The sequence below is a fragment of the Rhizobacter sp. genome (assembly GCF_031412075.1).
Taxonomy (GTDB): Bacteria; Pseudomonadota; Gammaproteobacteria; order Burkholderiales; family Burkholderiaceae_C; genus Rhizobacter.
Genome location: NZ_JANOCG010000300.1, coordinates 1 through 3,273 on the forward strand (window position 1 = coordinate 1; position 3,273 = coordinate 3,273).

Consider the following 3,273-nt stretch of genomic DNA (forward strand, 5'->3'; position numbering starts at 1 on the left):
GCGCGGCCTGCTGGTCGAATTCAAGGTGTCGAACGCCCAAGAGGCTTACGCCGCCATCGCGGCGGTGGCCGGTGTCAACGAACAAGACGTGGCCGAAGCGCTGCGTGCCGGCTCGCGGCTGGAACGCACCGGCATGGTCGAGAACCTGATCTCCGAACACAACATCACCGACCTGGCCGACCTGATGAAGGTCAGCGAGCAGCTGCCGCCGGTGCTGATGCGCCACTACGAAGGTCCGTCGGATTTGATGGCGGTGTTCACCCGCCCCGCCACGCACAGCGAGCTCACGCCGAGCGACTTTCACTTTGTCGGCGACGACCAGCAGATGCTGACCTCGCTCTTGCGCAACGCGGTGTCGCGCAAGGAGCCGGGTGTCAACGTGCTGCTCTACGGCCCGCCCGGCACCGGCAAGACCGAGCTGGCCAAGGTGGCCGCGCAATCGGCCGGGCTCGAACTTTACGAAGTGGAATACGCCGACCGCGATGGCAACAGCTTGAGCGGCCGCGACCGCTACCGCTCGCTGCAGATCAGCCAGGTGTTCTTGAAAGGCAGCCCGCAGGTGGCGCTGCTGTTCGACGAGGTCGAAGACGTGTTCCCGCCGATCTCCACCGACGCGGCGCAATTGATGGCGCGGCTCGACACCGGAGACGGCGCCCTCTCGGGCAGCGTGAGCGGCAAGGCGTGGGTCAACCAGATCCTGGAGACCAACCCGGTGCCGGTGATCTGGGTCACCAACCGCATCGAGCAGATCGACCCGGCGTTTCGCCGCCGCTTCCAGTACCACCTCGAGCTGAAGAGCCCGCCGCCGGGCGCGCGCGAGGCGCTGGTCACCAAGGCGCTCGATGGCGTGGCGGTGTCAGCCGGTTTTGCCGCGCAACTCGCCGAACGCAGGGGCCTGACGCCAGCGCAGGTGCGCACCGCGGTCAAGTTCGCCAAGCTCGCGATCGATGAGAGCCACGCCACCACCATGGAGTCGCTGATCGAGCGCCAGCTCGGCAACGCCGACAAGGCACTCGGCAGCACCAGCACCGAGCGCGGCGCCCGGCGCGTGGTAACGAGCTACGACCTGAGCCTGGTGCACACCGAATCGCGCTTCGAGCTGGTGAAGATCATCGAAGCCTTGCGCCGCAAGGGCTACGGCACGCTGTGTTTTCACGGCCCGCCGGGCACCGGCAAGACGGCGCTGGCCGAACACATTGCGCAACAGCTGCAGCGCCCGCTGATGATTCGCCAGGCCTCCGACCTGATGAGCAAATACGTCGGCGAAACCGAGACCAACATGGCGCGCATGTTCGACGAGGCGCAGACCGAGCAGGCCGTGTTGCTGCTCGACGAGGCCGACAGCTTCTTGCGCAGCCGGCGCATGGCCGAGCGCAACTACGAGGTGAGCGAGGTCAACGAGATGCTGCAGGGCATGGAACGCTTCTCGGGCGTGTTCATCTGCACCACCAACCTGTTTGAAGACCTGGACGAAGCGGCGCTGCGCCGCTTCACCTTCAAGATCCGCATCATGCCGCTCAACGCCGTACAGCGCGAGCGCATGTTCGTGGCCGAAGCGCTCGGCGGAGACGGCGCACTGCTGAGCGCCGAGCAGGCCGACCGGTTGCACCGGCTGGACGCGCTCGCCCCCGGCGACTTTGCTTCGGTCAAGCGCCAGGTCGACGTGCTGGGCGAAGCGTTCGCGCCCGACGAGTTTTTATCGCAGCTCGAAGCCGAGCACCGGGTCAAGCCCGAGGTGCGTCGCCGACGCGACATCGGCTTTTTGCACTGACGCGACTTCCGTCACGTTTGGACGCGGCGCTCAAGCCAGGGCTTCCGCGGCCGATAAAGAACGAACGACCGTTTCCCTGAGGGTTTGATGCAAGAGGCTTTTCTCGATTGGAGGGTGGGCGCTGATTTGTGGGCCGCCTCCACGGTGATGGCCATGTTTGCGGCCTATGTCGCGCTCGATCTGGCGCGCGGCGTGTCGTCGCGCCACCGTTTCACCGCCTGGCGCTCGCTGCTTGCGTCTGCGCTGGCCTTGGCGGCCGGCACCTGGGCCGCGCACTTCATTTTGATGGCGGGCGACCCCCTGCCGCTCCGGCTGGGGTATGACAGCGCCATGGCCGTGGGCTCGCTGCTGCTCGCGTTGCTGAGCTCGGCGATGAGCGTGTACCTCAGCGCGCGGCCTGACCTGGGAAGTGTGCGTGTGCTGGTGGCGGCCCTGGTGCTGGGCAGCGGTGTGTGCGCCGTGCCCGCACTGAGCTTGATGGCACTGCAGCTGACCCCGGGCCCCCACTGGGACCTGCCACGCGTCGCCGTGGGGTGGGCGCTGGCGTGTGTCTGCGCGGGCGCGGCCTTGTCGATCGTCGCGGTGCGGCGCCACCGGGCGCCGCAGCTGGGCCTGGCCTGGCAGGCCGGCGTGGCCCTGGGCCTGGGCGGCGCCGTCGCCATCGGCAACGCGACGGTGCTGTACGCCGCCTCCGTGCCGCTGCTGAGCCAGTCGCTCTCGGTCGGCCGCACAGGGGCCGCCACCCTGTCGGCGCTGGCTGTGCTGGGGGTGCCGGCACTGCTGGCCCTGCTGCTGATGAGCTCGGTGCTCGAAGCGCGCTTTCGCAGGCTGCTCAAACGCACCCGCGACGAAGTGAAACGCGCGGCGCAGACCGACCGCCTGACCGAGCTGCCCAACCGCTCGATGTTTGAAGAAGGCCTGCAAGTCGCGGCCATCCGCGCCGACCGCCAGCAGCACAAGCTGGCCTTGTTGTTCATCAACGTCGATGGCCTGAAAGCCGTCAACGAATCTTTCGGCCAGGCCACGGGCGACGCCGTGCTGCGCGAGGTGGCGCGGCGCCTGCGGACCATGTCGAGCACGCGCGACATGGTGGCGCGGGCCGGCGGCGACGAGTTCTTGCTGCTGCTCGAAAACAACCCCACCGCGAAGGACGCTGCCCACATGGCCGAGCGCGTGCTGAGTGGCATGAACGAGCTGTGCCGCATCGAAGACCACGAGATCTCGATGTCGTGCTCGGTCGGCGTGGCGGTCTACCCCGAGCACGGCACGGCGGCCAAGTTGATCGCCCACGCGGCCGCGGCCATGCGCAATGCCAAACGCACCGGCGGCGGCGCGCTCTGCTTCTTTGAAGAACGCATGGTGGCCGGCGCGCGCGAACAGGTGGAGCTGCTGCAAGACCTGCGCCGCGCCATCGCCAACAAGGAGCTCGAGCTGCACTACCAGCCGAAGATCCACGCCCCGAGCGGCCAGATCACCGGTGCCGAAGCCTTGATGCGCTGGAA

General features: G+C 67.8%; 2 protein-coding genes. Both read left to right on the forward strand.

The features are described 5' to 3' along the window. Positions 1-1,771, forward strand: a 1,771-nt coding sequence (locus RMO40_RS10990; protein ID WP_309720569.1) for an AAA family ATPase, incomplete at its 5' end; no start/stop codon positions are given. Positions 1,772-1,858: 87 nt separating this feature from the next. Beyond that, positions 1,859-3,273: diguanylate cyclase domain-containing protein (locus RMO40_RS10995; RefSeq protein WP_309720572.1), on the forward strand; the 1,415-nt coding region annotated here is incomplete at its 3' end.